Annotated in this window: 2 protein-coding genes; both read left to right on the top strand. The window is 74.6% G+C overall.

The genetic code is table 11. The features are described from left to right. On the top strand, nt 1–965 hold a 965-nt coding region (locus L0P92_RS44460; protein WP_234768813.1), incomplete at its 5' end, for a helicase-associated domain-containing protein. Nucleotides 966–1,133: 168 nt separating this feature from the next. Beyond that, nucleotides 1,134–1,262 carry a hypothetical protein gene (locus tag L0P92_RS45360; RefSeq protein ID WP_267132852.1) on the top strand — a complete coding sequence of 43 codons (129 nt, stop codon included), beginning with the start codon at nt 1,134–1,136 and terminating at the stop codon, nt 1,260–1,262. The last annotated feature ends 79 nt before the right edge of the window (nt 1,263–1,341 follow it).

The following is a 1,341-nucleotide window of genomic DNA, read 5'->3' as shown; positions in this document are numbered from 1 at the left end:
CCGCCGAACAGGCCACCGCCTCCGCCACCGCCGCCCGCCTCCTGGCGCCCCTCCTGCCCGAGCCGCTGGACCACGTCCTCCTCCAGGCCGACCTGACGGCCGTGGCACCCGGGCCGCTGCGACGGCCGCTCGCCGACACGCTGGGCGTGCTCGCGGACGTCGAGTCGAAGGGCGGCGCGACGGTCTACCGCTTCACACCCGGCTCGGTACGCCGGGCACTCGACGCCGGCCGCACCGCCACCGACCTGCACGCCTTCCTCGCCGAGCACTCCCGTACGCCGGTGCCGCAGCCGCTCGCGTACCTCATCGACGACGTGGCCCGCAGGCACGGGCATCTGCGGGTGGGCGCGGCGTCGGCGTACGTCCGCTGCGACGACGACGCCGTGCTGAACGAGATCCTCGCCGACAAGCGGGCCGCGGGCCTGCGCCTGCGCCGGCTGGCCCCTACGGTCCTCGCCACCCAGGCCGATCCGGCCGCGCTGCTGGAGGGCCTGCGCGCGATGGGGTTCGCGCCGGCCGCCGAGTCGGCGGAGGGCGACGTCCTGATCACCCGCGCCGACGCCCACCGCACCCCGCCGCGCACGGCCCCCGAGCCGGTCCCGGACGGCCCGCCGACCCCGGACGCCACGCTGCTGGGCGCCGCGATCCGCGCCATCCGCGCGGGCGACCTCGCCTCCACGGCCCCCCGCAAGCCCAGCGCGACCACCCCCGCGGTGACCGGCGGTGAGCTCCCCCGCACGACCTCCGCCGAGACCCTCGCCACCATGCAGGCCGCCGTCCTGACCGGCGAGGCGCTGTGGATCGGGTACGTCAACGCCGAGGGCGCCGCGAGTCAACGGGTGATCGCGCCGGTGCGGGTCGAGGGCGGGTTCGTGACGGCGTACGACCACACCGCGGACGAGGTACGGACGTATCCGCTGCACCGGATCACGGGAGTGGCGGAGCTGGCGGACGACCAGATCTGACGGCGTCCCACTCGTCCGGGTGTACGCGGCGATTCATGCACGCCACGCCGGGCTTTTCCAACTCTTGAGCGACCTTGGGGATCTTTCCGCATCCCCGCTCGCGGCGCGGGGCAGCCACCGGGTGTCCTGATCACGCTCAAGTGAGCGCAACAGAGAGGTAGTTGTCCCATGCGCACAGCTCGTCGCCTTGCCACCGTCCTGGCCGCCGCAGCCCTGATGATGGGCGCCTTCACCGCCCAGGCCGCGGCGATCGGCATCGACGCCGCCGGGCTGGTCATCGAGACCCCGCAGATCTGACACCACCACAGCGCACCCTTCGGGCCGGCCCCGCTGTCGTCAGGGGCCGGCCCGAAGGGTGCGCTGTGGTGGTGTCAGA

Origin of the sequence: Streptomyces muensis (assembly GCF_021474425.1) — a bacterium.
GTDB lineage: Bacteria > Actinomycetota > Actinomycetes > Streptomycetales > Streptomycetaceae > Streptomyces > Streptomyces muensis.
This window is presented reverse-complemented; position numbering and strand designations above follow the sequence as displayed.